Source organism: Streptomyces sp. MUM 2J, assembly GCF_022414535.1.
GTDB lineage: Bacteria > Actinomycetota > Actinomycetes > Streptomycetales > Streptomycetaceae > Streptomyces.
Window position 1 is genome coordinate 141,286 of record NZ_JADWYM010000007.1, and the last position, 18,454, is coordinate 159,739.

Sequence of the window (18,454 nt, forward strand, 5' to 3'; positions counted from 1 at the left end):
GCGGGCACCGGCCTGGCGACCGCGGTCGTCTACGGGGCGCTCAGTCTCGCGGCCGCACTGCCGGGCGCGTTCGTCCTCCTCGTGCGCCGGCGGACGGCCCCGTCCGGCGGCCGTCAGGGACGGTCCGGCGCTCCGGGGGCGACGTCGGAGGCGAGCAGGGACAGGTACGGGCCGAAGGAGTCCGCCAGGCTCGCCAGCAGTGCCTTCCCCTTGTCCGCCGAGCCCAGGGAGGGACGGCCGATGACCCCCGAGTCGGTGTAGGCGGACATGCCGGCGGTGAGCAGATGACGGCGGTCGTCCGCGGTGTGATCGGCGGACTCGTATCCAGGGCGGACCCATTCCGGATGAGTGTGCAGCAGGATCGACGTCTCGATCTCCCCCGCGTGCATGTCGGTGAGCAGCGACGTGGCCACCCCGGCCCGCTCGCGCGCCGTCTCCCAGTCCTCGGCGGCCGGGAACAGCGCAAGCCTCTCCCCACGGGCGGCGGACTCCTGTACGACATGGCCCAGCACGTAGTTGCCGCCGTGTCCGTTGACCAGCACCAGCGCCTGGACGCCGGAGCGGCGCAGGGAGTCCGCGATGTCGCGGACCACGGCGTGCAGCGTGACGGAGGAGATGCTCACGGTCCCCGGCCAGGCCGCGTGCTCGTGCGAGCAGGAGACCGTCAGCGGAGGAAGGAGGTGCACCGGGTGCGCTGCCGCGATCTCGCGCGCGACGGCACAGGCGACGAGCGTGTCGGTCGCCAGCGGAAGGTACGGGCCGTGCTGCTCGTAGCTGCCGACGGGAAGGACGGCGACCTGTGCTGAGACGTCCGCCGCCCGTGCCCGTACGTCTTCCGCGGTGTCCGCCGGCACCAGACCGTGTGCCGCCGTGTGCCTGCCCGAACCGTCCATCGCCTCATGGCCTTTCGCCTCTGCCCGCTTCGCTCGGCTCGCTCAGCCGGCTCAGTCCGTTCAGCCCGACCTCTCCGGTCGGACTGCCTGGGAATGCTTAGGAACCAGATCATGACAGAAAACAGCCCCGCGCCCCTCGGCCTCCTCGGAACCAAGTCGCCGGCCCGCATCGGAGTGGAACACGTCGTGACCGCCCCGCTGCCCACGGTGTACGGCGAGTTCCGGGCGGTCGGCTACCTGGACCGCGACACCGGCGACGAGCAGGTGGCCCTCGTGTACGGCGAGCCGGGCGCGGAGAACGTCCTGACCCGGCTGCACTCGGAGTGCCTGACCGGCGACGCCTTCGGCTCCCAGCACTGCGAGTGCGGGGACCAGCTGGCCGCGGCGCTGCGCGCGGTGGTCGCCGAGGGCAGCGGCGTCGTCGTCTACCTCAGAGGGCACGAGGGTCGGGGCATCGGCCTGCTCGCCAAGCTGCGCGCGATGGCCCTGCAGGCGGACGGCCTGGACACCGTCGAGGCCAACCTCGCCCTGGGACTGCCGGTGGACGCCCGCGACTACGGGGCCGCCGCGGGCATCCTGCGTGACATGGGCGTGCGGTCGGTGCGGTTGATGTCCAACAACCCGCGCAAGCGGGAGGCGTTGATACGGCACGGCGTCCGGGTCACCGAGCAGGTGCCGCTGCTGATCCCGCCGTGCGAGAGCAACATCACCTACCTGCGGACCAAGCGGGAGAGGCTCGACCACCACCTGCCCCACCTGGACGCCGTGGGCCAGCTCGGCCGGTGACCGCCGCGTGCACCAGCCGCTCCCCTGCCCACCGGGGGGAAGATCGCCGATGTGAGCCATCAGCTGCCGGGACCGGCCCGGACGCCGGACGGCGGGTGCCGGACGCGTGACCACGCCGTCCCGGTCCCGGCTCCGGAGGCATCACGACCGCCCACGTGCACTCGCGGGGCGCGAAGGCCGGGCGGAGCCAGCGCCCTCCGTGACCCGCTCGGTCAGCCGCCAGCCGGTGCCGGGTTCACTGGCGGCTGACCGAGCGGGTCACGCCCGCGAGGACCGTCGTGGCCAGGATCCAGCCCGTGACGACCAGCACGTACGACAGCGTCTGGTACCAGCCGGCCGGTGCGAAGGCCGCCTCCTGCCCGAAGGAGATCACCGGCAGCAGCAGGTCCAGGGTGTAGAAGACCGGGTCGAAGGGTGGTGCCTCGTCCGCCTTCAAGGGGTGCGGATGGTGCAGGGCGAAGGCGACGGAGCCGATCGCCAGCAGGGACAGCAGCCAGCCGGCCGCGCGCAGCGGGCGGAAGCCGTAGCCGACGGCGACGTCCTGGACGAGGCCCCACAGCCGGCCGTACCAGGGCAGCGTCCTGCGGTGCCGTCGCTGCTTGGCCAGTTGCACGAGCCGCGCCGCGTGGTCGTCGCCGATGCGGCGGTAGGCGGCTGTGAGCTGCTGATAGGCGTGCGGGACGTAGCCGTTGCGGTCCCGCGTCAGCATGGGCAGGCGCCGCTCGGCCGGTTCGTGCGGGGTGAGGGAGGTGTAGGTGAGGTCGGCCAGCATCACCTCGCCCGGCATCGACTCCGGCTCGATCACCAGCCGTTCGATCTGGGCGCGGCGCAGGTTGAGGCTGCCCTCCATGGGCGGGCCCTTGCGCAGCCACAGCTCGCCGATCGTCGAGCTGCTCGCCCGCAGCATGGGACCGCCGGGGTTGGACAGGCGGGCGTACGACAGGTCGAGCCGCCCCGGGATCCGGGCGCCGCGCAGCCCCGCCCAGCCGAGCACCTCGGCACCGCGGAGCAGCACATGACCGCCGGCGGAGAGGGTCTCGGCGTCGAACGCGGCACGGCCGGCGTGGTGGAGCCGGGCCTCGTTGAGGTTGACCGTCCCGGCGATGCCGGCACCGTTGAGCCGTGCCTGCCCCCGGACGTGCAGGCCGGGCGCCCAGAGGTCGGCGCCGATCGCGGCCTGGTTGAGCTGGAGCACCGGATCGTCGCCGTCGGGCGCGGACACCTCGGCGCCCTCCAGGTACAGACTGCCGCTGATCCGGGCCCCGCCGAGCCGTACGGTGCCCGTGCACCGGGTGCGGGTCAGCCGCAGGACGCCGTCGACGTGCACGGCGTGTGCGACGAGCCCCGGCAGGACGGACTCGCTCAGGTTCAGTTCGCGCAGCCGGGCCGCGTAGCAGCGCGGCGCCTCGGCGAAGTGGCAGTGCCGCAGCCGCACCGGGTGGTCGATCGCGGCGTACTGGAGGTCGAGCCGGCCGGTGATCCTGGCGCCCGCCACGTTCAGTGCCGGTATCTCGCCGTCCTGCCGCGGGCCGTCGAGCAGCAGCGCCCGCAGCACGTGGGCGCGCACGGTCCGTTCCGCCCCCCAGCCCGCTCCGTCGGCGGCGCGGTCGTCGGGGGACGGGCGGAAGTCCAGGTGGACGCCTGTCGCGAAGGCGTCCCGCACCCGCCGCTCGGCCGGGGTCAGATCACCGATCTCCATCGTCGGGACTCTGACCCGGCCGGACGCTCATGTCAACGGGCTTTTGCTGGACGGGTGTTGATGTGGGACCGGGGTGCCGGGCCAAGGACCCGCCACTGCTCCGGGACTACTTCGTCGACTCCACGGCGTGGCCGCCGAACTGGTTGCGCAGCGCGGCGATCATCTTCATCTGCGGTGAGTCGTCCTGGCGGGAGGCGAAGCGGGCGAAGAGGGAGGCGGTGATGGCCGGGAGCGGGACGGCGTTGTGGACGGCCGCCTCGACCGTCCAGCGGCCCTCGCCGGAGTCCTCGGCGTAGCCGCGCAGCTTGTCCAGGTGCTCGTCGTCGTCGAGGGCCCCGACCGCGAGGTCGAGCAGCCAGGAGCGGATGACGGTGCCCTCCTGCCAGGACCGGAAGACCTCCCGGACGTTCTCCACGGACGGGACCTTCTCCAGCAGCTCCCAGCCCTCGGCGTAGGCCTGCATCATGGCGTACTCGATGCCGTTGTGGACCATCTTGGAGAAGTGGCCCGCACCGACCTTGCCGGCGTGGACGAACCCGTAGGGGCCTTCCGGCTTGAGCGCCTCGAAGACCGGGTGGAGCCTCTCCACGTTCTCCCGGTCGCCGCCGACCATCAGGGCGTAGCCGTTCTCCAGGCCCCACACACCTCCGGAGACACCGGCGTCGACGAAGCCGATGCCCCTGATGCCGAGTTCCACGGCGTGCTTCTCGTCGTCCGTCCAGCGGGAGTTGCCGCCGTCCACCACGAGGTCGCCGGGGGAGAGGAGGTCCCTCAGCTCGTCGATGACGGACTGCGTGGCGGCGCCGGCCGGGACCATCACCCAGATCGCGCGCGGCGCCTGGAGCTGCTGGACCAGTTCGGCGAGGCTCGCGACGTCGGAGACGCCGGGGTCGCGGTCGTAGCCGACGACGGTGTGGCCGGCGCGGCGGATCCGCTCGCGCATGTTGCCGCCCATCCTGCCGAGACCGATGAGACCGAGCTGCATGGCTACTTCACTTCCTTGAGGTCGCGGTAGGCCGCGACGAGGGCGGCGGTGGACGGGTCGAGGCCGGGGACGTCGGCGCCCTCGGTGAGGGCGGGCTCCACCCGCTTGGCGAGGACCTTGCCGAGCTCCACGCCCCACTGGTCGAAGGAGTCGATGTTCCAGACCGCGCCCTGCACGAACACCTTGTGTTCGTAGAGGGCGACCAGCTGGCCGAGTACCGACGGGGTCAGCTCGCGCGCGAGGACGGTGGTGGTGGGGTGGTTGCCCTTGAAGGTGCGGTGCGGGACCTGCTCCTCGGGCACGCCCTCGGCGCGCACCTCCTGTGCGGTCTTGCCGAAGGCGAGCGCCTGGCCCTGGGCGAAGAGGTTGGCCATCAGCAGGTCGTGCTGGGCCCTGAGGCGGTCGCCCAGCTCGGCGACCGGGCGGGCGAAGCCGATCAGGTCGGCGGGGATGAGCTTGGTGCCCTGGTGGATGAGCTGGTAGTAGGCGTGCTGCCCGTTGGTGCCGGGCGTGCCCCACACCACCGGTCCGGTCTGCCACTCCACCGGCTCGCCGTCGCGCTGCACCGACTTGCCGTTGGACTCCATGTCCAGCTGCTGGAGGTAGGCGGTGAACTTCGACAGGTAGTGGCTGTAGGGGAGGACGGCGTGCGACTGGGCGTCGAAGAAGTTGTCGTACCAGACGCCCAGCAGGCCCATCAGGAGGGGAGCGTTGGCCTCGGCGGGAGCGGTCCTGAAGTGCTCGTCGACGGTGTGGAAGCCGTCGAGCATCTCCCGGAACGCGTCGGGGCCGATGGCGATCATCAGCGACAGGCCGATCGCGGAGTCGTAGGAGTACCGGCCGCCGACCCAGTCCCAGAACTCGAACATGTTGTCGACGTCGATGCCGAACGCGGTGACCTTCTCCGTGTTCGTCGACAGTGCCACGAAATGCCTGGCCACCGCCTTCTCCACGGCGCCGCCGGCGTCGCCCGTCCCCGAGGCGTCCCCGTCGCCGAGTCCCTCCAGCAGCCAGGCCCGTGCCGAGGTGGCATTGGTGATCGTCTCGATCGTCGTGAAGGTCTTGGACGCGACGATGAACAGCGTCTCGGCCGGGTCCAGGTCGTGCACCGCCTCGTGCAGGTCGGCGCCGTCCACGTTGGAGACGAAACGCACCGTCAGGTCCCGGTCGGTGAAGGCGCGCAGCGCCTCGTAGGCCATCGCGGGGCCGAGGTCGGAGCCGCCGATGCCGATGTTGACGACGTTCCTGATGCGCCTGCCGGTGTGGCCGGTCCACTCCCCGGAGCGGACCCGCCGGGCGAAGGCGCTCATGCGGTCCAGCACGGCGTGCACATGGGGTACCACGTTCTCGCCGTCGACCTCGACCACCGCGTCGCGGGGGGCGCGCAGCGCGGTGTGCAGCACGGCCCGCCCCTCGGTGACGTTGATCTTCTCGCCGCGGAACATGGCGTCGCGCAGGGCGAACACGTCGGTCGCGGCGGCCAGTTCCTGGAGCAGGGCGAGTGTCTCGTCGGTGACGAGGTGCTTGGAGTAGTCGATGCGCAGGTCACCGACGGTGACGACGTACCGCTCGGCGCGGCCGGGGTCCGCGGCGAACAGCCCGCGCAGGTGGGCGTGCCACTCGGCGCGGTGGTCCTCCAGGGCCGTCCACTCGGGACGCCGCGTCAGCTGGGGGGTCTCGGTCATGTCAGACGTTCTCCTTGGTGCCCTTGCCGCGCAGTGCGACGGCGTACATCTCGTCGGCGTCGAGCCGACGCAGTTCCTCGGCGATGAGTTCGGAGGTGGCGCGGACCTTCAGCGCCAGCGAACGCGGGGGCTGCCCGGGAAGGCTCAGGGTGGCCAGCGGGCCCTCGGGACGGTCGATGACGATCTCGCCGTCCCCGGTGCCCAGCCGCACGGCGGTGACGACCGGACCGGCGGTGACCACCCGGTCCACGGTCACCTCCAGCCGGGCCCCCAGCCAGCGGGCCAGCAACTCGGCGGCCGGGTTGTCCGCCTCCGCCTCGACCGCGGCCCAGGTCACCCTGGTGCGGGCCTGGTCCAGGGCGGCGGCCAGCATCGAACGCCACGGCGTCAGCCGCGTCCAGGCCAGGTCGGTGTCGCCCGGCGCGTAGGAGCGGACCCGCATCTCCAGGACCTCCAGCGGGTTCTCCACGGCGTACAGGTCGGTGATGCGCCGCTGGGCCAGCGCCCCGAGCGGGTCCTTCGCCGGGTTCTGCGGGGCGTCCACCGGCCACCACACCACCACCGGGGCGTCCGGCAGCAGCAGCGGCAGGACGACGGAGTCGGCGTGCTCGGACACCTCGCCGTACAGCCGCAGCACGACCGTCTCGCCGGTGCCCGCGTCCGCGCCCACCCGCACCTCGGCGTCCAGCTTGGACCGGGTGCGGTCGCGGGGGGTGCGGGCCTGCCGCCTGATGACGACGAGCGTGCGCGAGGGGTGCTCGTGCGACGCCTCCTCGGACGCCCTGATCGCGTCGTAGGCGTTCTCCTCGTCCGTGACGATCACCATCGTCAGGACCATGCCCACGGCCGGGGTGCCGAGCGCGCGCCGCCCCTGCACCAGCGCCTTGTTGATCTTGCTTGCCGTGGTGTCGGTCAGGTCGATCCTCATGGCCTGCGCCAGCTCCGTCCGTCTCGTGCGAGCATCTCGTCCGCTTCCTTCGGTCCCCAGCTGCCCGACGGGTACGCCGGGGGCCTGCCGTGCGCCGCCCAGTACCCCTCGATCGGGTCGAGGATCTTCCAGGACTCTTCCACTTCCTGGTGACGGGGGAACAGGTTGGCGTCGCCGAGGAGCACGTCCAGGATGAGGCGCTCGTACGCCTCCGGGCTGGACTCGGTGAACGACTCGCCGTAGGCGAAGTCCATCGACACGTCCCGGATCTCCATCGAGGTGCCGGGCACCTTGGAGCCGAACCGGACCGTGACGCCCTCGTCGGGCTGGACGCGGATGACGATCGCGTTCTGGCCCAGCTCCTCCGTCGCCGTGGTGTCGAAGGGGGAGTGCGGCGCCCGCTGGAAGACCACCGCGATCTCGGTGACCCGGCGGCCGAGCCGCTTGCCGGTGCGCAGGTAGAACGGGACGCCCGCCCAGCGGCGGTTGTCGATGCCGAGCTTGATCGCGGCGTAGGTGTCGGTGGCGGAGCCCGGGTCGGTGCCGTCCTCCCCCAGGTAGCCGCGTACCCTGACACCGCCCTGCCAGGCGGGCCCGTACTGACCGCGCACGGTGTGCCGGCCGAGGTCCTCCGGCAGCTTCACCGACTTCAGCACCTTCAGCTTCTCGGTGAGCAGCGACTCCGCGTCGAAGGAGGAGGGCTCCTCCATCGCGGTCAGCGCCATCAGCTGCAACAGGTGGTTCTGGATGACGTCACGGGCCGAGCCGATGCCGTCGTAGTAGCCGGCCCGGCCGCCGATGCCGATGTCCTCGGCCATGGTGATCTGCACATGGTCCACGTACGACCGGTTCCAGATCGGCTCGAACATCTGGTTGGCGAACCGCAGTGCCAGGATGTTCTGGACGGTCTCCTTGCCGAGGTAGTGGTCGATGCGGAACACCTGGTCGGGGGCGAACACCTCGTGGACGATCCCGTTCAGCTCGCGGGCGCTGGCCAGGTCGCGGCCGAACGGCTTCTCGATCACCGCGCGCCGCCAGGAGCCGGCCGGCGCATCCGCCAGGCCGTGCTTCTTCAGCTGCTGGACCACGTTCGGGAAGAACCTCGGCGGCACGGACAGGTAGAAGGCGTAGTTGCCGCTGGTGCCCCGGGCCCGGTCCAGGTCCTCGACGGTGTCGCGCAGCTGCGCGAACGCGGTGTCGTCGTCGAAGTCGCCGGGGATGAACCGCATCCCCTCCGACAACTGCTGCCACACCTCCTCGCGGAACGGGGTGCGCGCGTGCTCCTTGACGGCGTCGTGCACGACCTGGGCGAAGTCCTGGTCCTCCCAGTCGCGCCGGGCGAAGCCGACCAGGGAGAAGCCCGGCGGCAGCAGACCCCGGTTGGCGAGGTCGTACACGGCCGGCATCAGCTTCTTGCGGGACAGATCACCGGTCACGCCGAAGACGACCAGACCCGAGGGGCCGGCGACGCGCGGCAGCCGGCGGTCGCGCGGATCGCGCAGCGGGTTCCTCCAGCCGTCGGCCGGAGTCGTCGGCTCCGTCAGCGGGGCCGCGGTCATTCCGCGTCCACCCCCTCGTCGTCCCGTGCCTTCGCCGCGGCGTCCAGCAGCTCCGGCCAGGCCGCCTCGGACTTCCGTACGCCCTCCTCCTCCAGTTGCCGCACGACCTCGTCGTGGGGGAGCCCGAGCCGCTCCACGGCCGCCAGGTCGGCGAACCACGCCGGGTGGCCTCCCCCGCGCTCCGCCCCGCCGGCCGAGCGGGACCCCCACACCGTGGAGCCGATGGCGGCCCGGAAGACGGACGGGCCGGCGGTGACGTCGACGACGCTCCCGGTTCCGACGGGTCCGGCGAGATCGCCGGAGGAGATCCGCTCACGTGACAGGTCGTCCGGCCAGATCGACACGCCCTCGTCCCGGAGGCGTTCGGAGGCCCCCGCGGTGGCGGTTGCTTCGGTCACAATGATCATCTTCTTTCTGGCGATCGGATCAACCATGCGCGGCAGCCGGTGACTCCCGGGCTGCGGTGGCGACGTTCCCGGGGGCTCGGCCCGCGGCCGGGCGTTTCGCATCACCTTCTGAAGGGGCGCATCCACGGGCGGGGCCGGACGCGGCGCCGCATCCGGATGCCCGTTCCCGGTCCACTGACCCCCACCGGCCGCCGGGGCGTCCGTGGGACGGGCGGCACACCGGTCGCGTGCGGCGCACGCCACACCTGCCGCGGGGCTGCGTGCTCATCTTCAAGAAGTCCTCGGTGGAAGCGATCTCGCTGGTCTGACGCGTTCAAACTTAAAAGTCTGACTTTTTTGCCGGAAGGTCGGGGTGTGCCAGTCTGTGGTGAAAGTGGGACACCGAGAGCGGGAGCCGGGCGGTACGAGAAGGACATGGCGGACAGATCCATTGCTGCGGGAGCCGGCGGCGAGGGGGCGATCAGAACACTCCCCTTCCCGGTCGACCCGAACGTCGGCGGTGCCGGCCTGCACATCGGCCCGATGGGCGCCGGCCGCACCTGGCCCGCGGACGCCGCCCTGCAGCGCGTGCACCGCATCGACTTCCACGTCGTGCTCTTCTTCGACGCCGGACCCGTGCGCCACATGGTCGACTTCGCCGAGTACGAGGCGGCAGCGGGTGACGTGCTGTGGATCCGTCCGGGCCAGGTCCACCGCTTCTCCGGGCGCAGCGCGTACCGCGGAACCGTCCTGACCATGCAGCCCGGCTTCCTGCCCCGCGCCACCGTGGAGGCCACCGGCCTGTACCGCTACGACCTGCCCCCGCTGCTGCGGCCCGATCCGGTCCGGCTCGTGGCACTCCGGGCGGCCCTGACCCGGTTGCGGGGCGAGTACGAGGACGCCGCCACCACCGCCACCCTGCCGCCGGCCCTGTACACGGCCGTCCTGCGGCACGCGCTGACGGCGTTCCTGCTGCGCCTGGCGCACCTCGCCGCAACCTCGGGGGAGGCGGACCGGCACCAGGCCGACACCGCCTTCACCCTCTTCCGGGACGCCGTGGAGCAGGACTTCGCCACCAACCACACCGTCAGCGCCTACGCCGACGCCCTCGGCTACTCCCGCCGTACCCTGGTCCGCGCGGTCCGCGCCGCCACCGGCCAGACCCCCAAGGGCTTCATCGACCGGCGTGTCGTCCTGGAGGCCAAGCGCCTCCTCGCCCACACCGACCTGCCGATCGGCCGTGTCGGAGCCGCCGTCGGCTTCCCCGACGCGGCGAACTTCTCCAAGTTCTTCCACCAGCGCACCGACCTGACGCCGGCGCGGTTCCGGGCGGAACTGCGGTAGCGCACGGACGGCGGTGCACGGACCTCAGCCGAACAGGGGGTGGTCCGGGGCGAGGAGCGCGGCGATCCGGGAGGCGACCGGCTCCGCGGTGTTGCCCGCGGCGGCGGAGGGCCCGTCGGTCGCCGCGACCGCGATCGCCAGGTCCTCCTCGGGCAGGTAGGCCATGACGGCTCCGTAGCCGGAGAACCGCGGGTTCTGGAAGATCCATCCGTCGCGGACGACCATGCCGAGGCCGAAGTGGGCCTCCTCCGTCTGCGCCCGGCACACCGTCGCCGGGCAGGTGGCGGTCGGACCGCCGATGCCGACGGTGCCCGGGTCGCGGAGCGTCCGCAGGGCCTGACGCGAGATCAGCTCACCCGAGCCGATGGCCCGCGCCGAGCGGACCACGTCGCAGACGGTCGACGTCATCACCGCGCCCGGAGCGATCGTCCAGGAGGGGTTCCAGAACGTGGACTCCTCGTAGCGGCCGCGCTCGTCGGTGAAGGCGTGCAGCACCGGACCCGGGATGCCGGGCGTGGTACTGCTGCGGGTCCCACGAAGGCCCAGGGGGGTCAGGACGCGCTCCCGCAGCAGCCGGTCCAGCGGCGTGCCGGTGATCTTCTCCAGGGCGGCGCCGAGGAGCACGAAGTTCGCGTGGGAGTAGTTCCAGTTGGTGCCCGGCTCGTACCACAGAGGCCTGCTCGTGGAGATGCGGACGAGCTCGCGGGGCGTCCACTGCCGGAAGGGATCGTCCCGCAGGGCCCTGAGGAAATCGGCGTCGGGCACGTAGTCGTACAGGCCGGACGTGGAATCGGCGAGCATCCGCAGGGTGATCCGGTCGCCGTGCGGCAGCCGGGGCAGCCAGCGGGCCACCGGTGCGTCCAGGTCCACCCGGTGCTCGTCCGCGAGTTGCAGCAGGACCGTGCTCAGATAGCCGATCGCGATCCCGCCGACGCGGAAGTGCATGGCGGTGGTCGCGGGCACGCCCGTCATCGACTCGCCGGCGGCGGTGGTGACGACCTCACGGCCGTGCACGGTCGCACTGGCCAGAACGGCGTTCAGGCCGAGTTCCCTGCGGGCCTGCCGCACGACGCGGGTGATCTTCCGGGCCAGGTCGTGCGACGCTGCGGGCGTGGGGCCGCAGGTGTGCGGGGGACGGTGAGGCGCCGGCGCGGAGACGGCGGGCGCGGTGGGCAGGGTCAGCGCCAGGACGGAGGCGGCACACAGCCAGATTCTGCGGGTACGCGTCATGCGGGCACTGTCGGCCCTCCCCCCGCCGGCCGGTCCACGCGACACCGTCGGTGGCTCCGTCCGGCCGAAACGTTCAGCCTGAACGGGCGCCCGCACGGCCGGACCGGACCCACGGAGTGCGGCCCGGCCCGGCCGGGGCCGGGGTTGTGAGGGCGGTCAGTGCCCGAAGCCGAACCAGTTGACGTTCACGAAGTCCGAGGGCTGCCCGCTGGCGAAGGTCAGGTAGACGTCGTGGGTGCCGGTCACCGGGCTGATGTTCGTCGGGACCGTCCGCCAGGACTGCCAGCCACCGGTGTTGCCCACCGCGAAGCTGCCGACGGGCGCGTTGCCGCGGCTGTCCAGACGCACCTCGACCAGACCGCTCACCCCGGGGGCGGCGCCGCTCGCGACCCGGCCGTAGAACTGCCTGGCCGGTGTGGAGCCGAAGTCGACGCCCTGGTAGAGCGCCCAGTCGCCGTCGGCGATCCAGCCGATGTTCTGCCCGCCCCCGGAGTCCCCGGTGGTCTCGGTGCCCACACCGGACTGGCTGTCGTACGACTCTGCCTGGATGGCGCTGTAGGCGTTCCGGTCGCCGCCCGGCGGCGGAGTGGTGCCGCCGCCGGCGGACAGCACCTGGACGTAGTCGACGACCATGGGGTGGCCGGGCTCGGTGCCGCCGTCGGGACCGCCGCCGAAGGCATTCGGGAACCCGCCGCCCATCGCGACGTTGAGGATGACGAAGAAGCCGTGGCCGGTGGCGTCGGCCCAGGTGGCCGCGTCCACCTGGTTCGCCGTGACGGTGTGGTAGACGCTGCCGTCGACCGAGAACCGGATCGCCTCCGGGCTGACCGAGCGGTCCCACTCCATCGCGTAGGTGTGGAAGCCGGCCTGGCAGGTGGTGCCGGGGCAGGACGTCGAACTGCCGATGCCGGACGTCTCGTTGCAGGGCCCGCCCGGGCTGGTGCCGCAGTGCATCGTGGCCCACACGGTGTTCAGGCCCTGGACGTTCTCCATGATGTCCAGCTCGCCGACCGAAGGCCAGTTCTGGTAGTCGCCCCGGTACGGTGCGCCCAGCATCCAGAACGCCGGCCAGTAGCCCTTGGCGGCGGCACCGGTGGCGTTCGGCATCTGGACGCGCGCCTCCACACGCAACTTCCCGCCCGACGGCGCCTGGAAGTCGGTGCGGTTGGTCTCGATGCGGCCCGAGGTCCAGGCGCCGCCCGCATTGCGCCGCGGGGTGATGAGCAGGTTGCCGTTGCCGTCCAGTGCCACGTTGTCGGAACTCGACGTCATTCTCTCGACCTCGCCGGTGCCCCAGTTCGCGGGGCCACCGGGGTAGGAGGTGCCGGTGTCGTAGCGCCAGTCGGCGGTGTCGACGCCGGAGCCGGCGGGGCCGTTGAAGTCGTCGGCGAAGACCCGCGTCCAGCCGGACGGGGGCGTGGGTGCCGAGGCGCTCGCGGACGGGGCGCCGGCCGTGGCGGCCGCCGCCGCGAGGCCGAGGGTGCCGAGCGCGGCGACGAGCGCTCGGCGGAGCGGGCGCCGTCCGCGGGTGCCGGAGCTGTCACTCATGGGGGATCCCTCCCGGGTACGGGGTGTCGGTGTGCGGGTGTCCGTCGAGAGGCGCTCTGACCGGGCTGCTTGTGAGAGCGCTCTCAGGATGTGCGCTCAATGTGCTCCCCGTGGATCCGGTCGTCAAGGCTTGAAACAGTGAAAGTCGTTCGGGGTGTGCTGAGTTCACACGGTGAACGGTGCGATGCGGGCCCGGCCCTCCGGGCGGGGCGCGTGGCGCCCGGGGGTGACTGATGGCGCCCGGGTGGCCCATGCCGTCCCGGGTGCCCGTGGAGGGGCCCTTGCGTGCGTCGGGTACCCGGGGAAGGCGCACGCCGGCAGGGGTGAGTGGCCAGGGGGCGGAGGTGTTGGCGGGGGTGCCGGGGGAGGGGTGCCCCGCCTTGTTGTCATGGACGCGCAGTCGTCGCTCCGCCGGTTCGTCGTCATTTAACTAGCAGTGCTCACCCGGGGATCCGTAACGTCACGCCCTGCTCGGCTCCATCCGCAATTCCTCCGGCGCTTCACCCCACAGAAGGGACGCTCTGAGGTGATGTCACACAGGACGAGGAAGTCCTCGCTGCGCAGAGCCGCACTCCTCGGCGCCGCCGCCGTGCTCGGCGGGGCCTTCGCCCTGCCCTCGACGGCCGCAGCCGCCGATCCGGTGCCCCAGTGCACCGCCGCCGACTCCGCGATCTACCGGCCGCCCGGTTCCGTGACGGCCGCTCCCGGTACGGTGCTCGCCTGCCGCGCGGTCGACTCGCTGCCCATGGTGGTGGGTGCCCCCGCCTTCCACGCCTGGAAGGCGCTGTACGCCTCGACGGACGGTCACGACAACCCGTCCGCCGTGGCCGGCACGGTGATCGTGCCGGACGCGCCGTGGCGGGGGGCGGGGGAGCGGCCGGTGGTCGCCTTCACCCCCGGCACGCTCGGCATCGGGTCGCAGTGCGCGTTCTCCAAGCAGCTCTCCGGCGCCTACCAGGACGCCTATGAGGGGCCCAACATCACCGCCCTGCTCCGGGCGGGCTTCGCCGTCGCCGCCACGGACGGCGCCGGCTACCTCGACGGAGAGGTCCACCCGTACGTCTCCGGCCCCGACGCCGGACACGCCGTCCTCGACATGGTGCGGGCGGCGGCCCGGGTGCCCGGCAGCGGGGTGAGCCCGCGGGCGCAGGTCGGCATCTGGGGCTACTCCGAAGGCGGTGCGGGCGGCCTGTGGGCCGCGCAGCTCGCCGGCTCCTACGCCCCCGAACTGAACATCGTCGGCGTCGCGTCCGGCGGCGCGCCGACCGACCTGAAGGCTGCCGCCCGGAACCTCGACGGCTCCCCCTTCGCGGGGTTCCTGGTCGACGCGCTCATCGGCCTGTCGGTCACCCATCCGGACCTGCCCTTCGACGGCATCCTCGGCGACACCGGCCGCACGGCGGTGCGCGACGCCGAGACGCTGTGCGCGGTCGGCACCGTGGCGCGCTTCGCCGGCACCCGGGTCGACCGGCTCACCGCGGACCATCTGAGCCTTGAGCAGATATACGCGCTCAGCGGCCCGGACGGCACGACGTGGAGCGACGTCGCAGAGGAGAGCCGGCTGGGCGTCGGTGTGGGCCGCCCCGGTTCCGGTGCCCGCTACGAGGTGGGCTTCCCCGTCCTGGAGTACCACGGCCTGCTCGACGAGGTGATCCCGATCGGCAGCGTCGCGGCCACCCGCAGGGCGTACTGCGCCGCGGGGATCCCCGCCGAGTGGAAGACGTACGGGGCCGACCACCTGCTCGGTGACGCCCGGGCGGTGAACGACGCGGTCGGCTGGCTCGGCGACCGCTTCGCGCACCGGACCCTGACCGCGCCGTCCTGCTGAGCGGGGAACGACGGCTGGGCGGGGGCACGTCCGGCGCCGCGCGGCGGCGCCGGACACCGGCCGGAGGGAACGTGGCGTGCCTCCGGCTGCGTCCGGGGTCGCGCACTCACTGTATATGAACGTTTGACTGTTCTTTGACAAGCCATTGTCAGTACATTGTCAATTTTCACGGGAATCCCTGCGAGGTTCATACGTGCGTTTCCACCCCCACGGGACGCACACATCCAGGAGGACCCCCACGTGATACCCCGTCACCTCGGCACCGCGGCAGCCGTGTTCGTGCTGCTGCCGTTGAGCATCACGGCGCTCGGTGCCACCAACGCCGACGCCGCGTCGAACCCACGCGTCGCGCTCCCCCAGACCGTGAACCCCTCGGTCGGCCACTCCCACCGGATCGGCGACCTCCCCGTCGGGCAGAAGCTCTCGGTCTCCGTGAGCCTCAAGCTCCGCGACTCGGCCGGGCTCGACCGCTTCCTCGCGGCGGTCGGCACCCCCGGATCGCCCGAGTACGGCCACTACCTGACTCCGGCCCAGTTCGCCGCCCGCTTCGCGCCCACCAAGGCCGATCTGGACAGGGTCCGCAGCTACCTGCGCAGCCAGGGCCTGACCGTCACCGGCGTCAGCGGCAACCGTCAGGTCGTGTCGGCCACCGGCTCGGTCAGCAAGATCAACAAGGCCTTCGGCACCCACGAGACCAACTACCTCGACACCGCCCGGCACCGCCACTTCTACGCCAACGACAAGGCGGCCACGTTGCCGTCCGACGTCGCGGCCGCGGTCCAGGGTGTCTCCGGTCTCGACAACCACACGGTGCGCCATCACAACCTGGTCCGGCCGGCCGCCGCACCCCGGGCGGCGTCCAGCGGACTCGGCCCCAGCCAGTACGACGGCGCGTACCGCTTCGACAAGCTCGGCGCGGACGGCACCGGCCAGACCGTCGCGCTCTGGGAGTTCGACGGCTACAAGCAGAGCAACCTGACCACGTACGACAGCCAGTACGGCCTCACGGGGCCGTCCGTCAGCACCGTCTCGGTCGACGGTGCCAGCTACGACAGCTCGCCCGGCGACGGCCAGGGCGAGGTCGAACTGGACAGCGAGATCGTCCGCGGGGTCGCCCCCAAGGCCACCCAGCTGATCTACGAGGCGCCCAACTCGGACGCCGGCGAGGTCGACATGGCCGCCAAGATCGTCTCGGACAACCGTGCCTCGGTCATCTCGATCTCCTGGGGCTCCTGCGAGCCGGACACCACGTCCTCCTCGATGACCTCGGTCAACAACTCCTTCAAGCAGGCCGCGGCGCAGGGCATCAGCATCTTCAGCGCTTCCGGTGACGACGGCTCCCGTGACTGCAGCCGCAGCACCAGCGGATCGTCCGTCAGGGCCGTGGACTTCCCCGCCTCCAGCCCGTACAACACCGCCGTCGGCGGTACCAACCTGTCCGTCTCGGGTACCACCTACAGCTCCGAGCGGGCGTGGAGCACCAGTGGCGGCGGCATCTCCACCGTCTTCTCCAGGCCGTCCTGGCAGACCGGCACCGCGACCATGCGCACCGTGCCCGACGTGTCCTCCAACGCCGACCCGGCATCCGGCTTCGCCATCTACACCGTCGGCGGCTGGCAGGTCTACGGCGGCACCAGCGCCGCCGCCCCGCTGTGGTCCGGTTATGCGGCGCTGTACAACCAGAAGGCCGCGGCCGCCGGCAAGTCCGCCCTGGGCGAGGTCAACCCGAAGATCTACTCGGTGGCGAGCGGCAGCGGCTACTCCTCGGCGCTGCACGACATCACCTCGGGCAGCAACCAGGACTACAGCACCGCCACCGGCTACGACCGGGTCACCGGCTGGGGCTCCCCGATCGCCGACGGCCTCACCAGCGCCCTGATGGGTGGCACCGGAGGCGACGGCGGCGGCTCCAGCGGTGGTGACGGTACCTGCACCACGGCACAGCTGCTCGGCAACAACGGCTTCGAGACCGGCAGCGCCTCGCCGTGGTCCGCCTCGTCCGGCGTGGTGGACAGCTCCGCCTCCGAGCCCGCCCACGGCGGTTCCTGGAAGGCCTGGCTGGACGGCTACGGCAGCACCCACACGGACACCCTCTCCCAGAGCGTGACCATCGCCTCCGGGTGCAAGGCCACCTTCTCCTTCTGGATGCACGTCGACACCGACGAGAACACCAGCAGCACCGCCTACGACAAGCTCCAGGTGCAGGCGGTCAGCTCCGGCGGCACGGTGCTCGGCACCCTGGCCACCTACTCCAACCTGAACGCGGCCTCCGGCTACGTCCAGAAGTCGTTCGACCTGTCGTCCTACGCGGGCAAGTCGATCACGCTGAAGTTCACCGGCACCGAGGACTCCTCGCTGGGAACGAGCTTCGTCATCGACGACACCGCCCTGAACGTCTCCTGACGATCCTTCCGATGCCCCGCCGGGGAAGGCCACGGTCGCCTGCCCCGGCGGGGTGCCGCGTTTCGCGTGGGCATTCTCATAGTGGATATGCAGTGACGCGCACACCTCAAATTGCGTACTGTCCATCCAACTCGGTGGCGTGGTCCGGAACCGGACCGACACCTCTCGGTCCGCCGTGCGAGGGAGAGGACGGGCATGGCGCCGACGCGGCAACTCAAGGAGCCCACACGACCGGTCCCGCCCCAGAGCGCCACCTTCGCCGACGCCCTGCACGCCGCCATCGAGACCAGTGGTCTCAGCCTGGACCGCATCCGGCACGCCCTCGCCGCGCGCGGCGTCCGTATCAGCGTCACCACCCTCAGCTACTGGCGACGTGGCCGCAGCCAGCCCGAACGGGCCCCGTCCATGCTCGCGGTCAAACTGCTCGAGGAGGTGCTGGAGCTGCCCCCCGGCGCTCTCAGCGCCCTGCTCGGACCACCTCGCCCCCGTGGCCGGCACGCGGCGGTACCACCGGCCGCCGAACGCCTCCACCCCACCGAGCTGTGGCCGGAGGAGCGGTGGATCGCGGAGGTCTGCGAGGAACTGAAGGTCACCCTCGACGACGACCTGGAGCGGCTCAGCATCCATGACACGCTGCAGGTGCCCTCCAGCCCCGGGGAGTGCGTGCTGCGCATGAACCAGGTGGTGCGTGCCAGCGCCAACGGTGTCTCCCGCTGTCTGGTCGTCCACGCCGCCGACGAGGACACCGACGAACCTCCCCGGATCGGTGCGGTGCGCCATGCCCGCCTCGGCCGAGTCCGCTACCAGCCCACGGCACGCATCGTCGCCGCGGAACTGCTGCTCGACGCGCCCCTGAGCATCGGTGACACCACCGTCTTCGAGTACGAGGTGCGGTTCACCGCGGACAGCCCGGCCACCTGCTACGGGCGGCGCTTCGCGGTACCGGTGCGCCAGTATGTGCTCCAGGTCCAGTTCACCCCCGGCGCCGCCCCCGCCCACTGCTACCGCTACGAGCGCGACCCGGGCTCCGACACCGACCGGGCCCGCCACCAGCTCTGGCTCGGTGCCTCGGCCAGCGCCCACCTGGTCTCCCTGGACCAGCAGCCGGGCCACGCCGGAATCCGCTGGGAGTGGCAGTGACCCCCGCCGCGCCCGGGTCGGTACGCCGGCGGACGCCAGG

At 71.9% G+C, this 18,454-nt stretch carries 14 protein-coding genes; 5 read left to right on the top strand and 9 right to left on the bottom strand.

The features are described 5' to 3' along the window. Nucleotides 1-113: 113 nt before the first annotated feature. The gene (locus I3F54_RS09830; protein WP_308373313.1) at nt 114-893 is read right to left on the bottom strand and encodes a creatininase family protein; all 780 of its coding nucleotides are present in this window, start codon (nt 891-893) and stop codon (nt 114-116) included. Nucleotides 894-1,004: 111 nt separating this feature from the next. On the opposite strand from I3F54_RS09830, the gene ribA reads away from it, so the two are divergent. Continuing rightward, nucleotides 1,005-1,679: a GTP cyclohydrolase II gene (gene ribA / locus I3F54_RS09835; protein WP_240118266.1), complete on the top strand. Its 675-nt coding sequence runs from the start codon at nt 1,005-1,007 to the stop codon at nt 1,677-1,679. A 235-nt stretch (nt 1,680-1,914) separates the two neighbouring features. Here the strand turns inward: ribA and I3F54_RS09840 are convergent, their stop codons facing one another. From I3F54_RS09840 to I3F54_RS32500, 6 genes are all read right to left on the bottom strand, one after another. Further along, nucleotides 1,915-3,378 carry a membrane-associated oxidoreductase gene (locus I3F54_RS09840; protein ID WP_240118267.1) on the bottom strand — a complete coding sequence of 488 codons (1,464 nt, stop codon included), beginning with the start codon at nt 3,376-3,378 and terminating at the stop codon, nt 1,915-1,917. 106 nt (nt 3,379-3,484) lie between these two features. Then, the gene (gene gnd / locus I3F54_RS09845) at nt 3,485-4,363 is read right to left on the bottom strand and encodes a phosphogluconate dehydrogenase (NAD(+)-dependent, decarboxylating) (protein ID WP_240118268.1); all 879 of its coding nucleotides are present in this window, start codon (nt 4,361-4,363) and stop codon (nt 3,485-3,487) included. A gap of 2 nt (nt 4,364-4,365) precedes the next feature. Then, nucleotides 4,366-6,048: a glucose-6-phosphate isomerase gene (gene pgi, locus I3F54_RS09850; protein ID WP_240118269.1), complete on the bottom strand. Its 1,683-nt coding sequence runs from the start codon at nt 6,046-6,048 to the stop codon at nt 4,366-4,368. A 1-nt stretch (nt 6,049) separates the two neighbouring features. Beyond that, nucleotides 6,050-6,976 (bottom strand): glucose-6-phosphate dehydrogenase assembly protein OpcA, encoded by a 927-nt coding sequence (opcA, locus tag I3F54_RS09855; protein WP_240118270.1) that lies wholly within the window; start codon nt 6,974-6,976, stop codon nt 6,050-6,052. After that, on the bottom strand, nt 6,973-8,535 hold the full coding sequence (zwf, locus tag I3F54_RS09860) for a glucose-6-phosphate dehydrogenase (protein ID WP_240118271.1): 1,563 nt from the start codon (nt 8,533-8,535) through the stop codon (nt 6,973-6,975). Before zwf ends, opcA begins: the two co-directional genes overlap by 4 nt. Further along, nucleotides 8,532-8,933: a hypothetical protein gene (locus tag I3F54_RS32500; protein WP_374205881.1), complete on the bottom strand. Its 402-nt coding sequence runs from the start codon at nt 8,931-8,933 to the stop codon at nt 8,532-8,534. The genes zwf and I3F54_RS32500 overlap by 4 nt, the downstream gene beginning before the upstream one ends. A gap of 423 nt (nt 8,934-9,356) precedes the next feature. Between I3F54_RS32500 and I3F54_RS09870 the strand changes: the two genes are divergently transcribed. Continuing rightward, a complete protein-coding gene (locus I3F54_RS09870) occupies nt 9,357-10,265 on the top strand; it encodes an AraC family transcriptional regulator (protein WP_240118272.1) in 909 nt (302 codons plus the stop codon). A 24-nt stretch (nt 10,266-10,289) separates the two neighbouring features. Here I3F54_RS09870 and I3F54_RS09875 read toward each other — a convergent pair whose 3' ends face one another. Next, entirely contained in the window at nt 10,290-11,495 is a 1,206-nt protein-coding gene (locus I3F54_RS09875; RefSeq protein ID WP_240118273.1) for a serine hydrolase, read from the bottom strand. A gap of 156 nt (nt 11,496-11,651) precedes the next feature. Continuing rightward, nucleotides 11,652-13,043 carry a glycoside hydrolase family 16 protein gene (locus I3F54_RS09880; protein WP_240118274.1) on the bottom strand — a complete coding sequence of 464 codons (1,392 nt, stop codon included), beginning with the start codon at nt 13,041-13,043 and terminating at the stop codon, nt 11,652-11,654. 529 nt (nt 13,044-13,572) lie between these two features. Here I3F54_RS09880 and I3F54_RS09885 point away from each other — a divergent pair. The 3 genes from I3F54_RS09885 to I3F54_RS09895 all read left to right on the top strand — a co-directional run bounded on the left by I3F54_RS09885 (nt 13,573) and on the right by I3F54_RS09895 (nt 18,414). After that, nucleotides 13,573-14,871 (top strand): lipase family protein, encoded by a 1,299-nt coding sequence (locus I3F54_RS09885; RefSeq protein ID WP_240118275.1) that lies wholly within the window; start codon nt 13,573-13,575, stop codon nt 14,869-14,871. A 240-nt stretch (nt 14,872-15,111) separates the two neighbouring features. Next, entirely contained in the window at nt 15,112-17,274 is a 2,163-nt protein-coding gene (locus tag I3F54_RS09890; RefSeq protein WP_240118276.1) for a S53 family serine peptidase, read from the top strand. A 195-nt stretch (nt 17,275-17,469) separates the two neighbouring features. Then, nucleotides 17,470-18,414, top strand: a complete 945-nt coding sequence (locus I3F54_RS09895) for a hypothetical protein (RefSeq protein ID WP_240118277.1) — start codon at nt 17,470-17,472, stop codon at nt 18,412-18,414. Nucleotides 18,415-18,454: the final 40 nt, after the last annotated feature.